A 306-nucleotide genomic window follows, 5' to 3' on the forward strand; every position below is an offset into this window, starting at 1 on the left:
TTTCAGTTTTTGATAAAGCCCGGCGTCCATTCCCTGTACCACGCGCATCTCACTGATATCGGCCAGCGGTTGATTGGCGGCGTAGAACGGCACCGAGCGGGCGAGATACTCGCTGTCTTCACGCCCCAGACGCGTCTGCACGCTGCGGTCTTCGTCAATAAACTCCCACAGGCTTTCGGCTATCAGTTCGGCCCGATAAGCAGGCACATCCAGGCGCGTGATCAGGGCAATCAGTTGTTGTACCGCGATAGGACGCGACGCCGTCGTCGGCTGAGCGAGAGCATTCAGGTTAAAGCAGGCCTGTGC

Annotated in this window: 1 pseudogene; it reads right to left on the minus strand. The window is 58.5% G+C overall.

Annotated elements, in window-relative coordinates:
- A pseudogene (locus SB756_RS29085) lies at positions 1-306 on the minus strand (hypothetical protein); the annotation flags it as partial.

The organism is Pseudomonas sp. SIMBA_068 (assembly GCF_046534705.1).
GTDB lineage: Bacteria > Pseudomonadota > Gammaproteobacteria > Pseudomonadales > Pseudomonadaceae > Aquipseudomonas > Aquipseudomonas putida.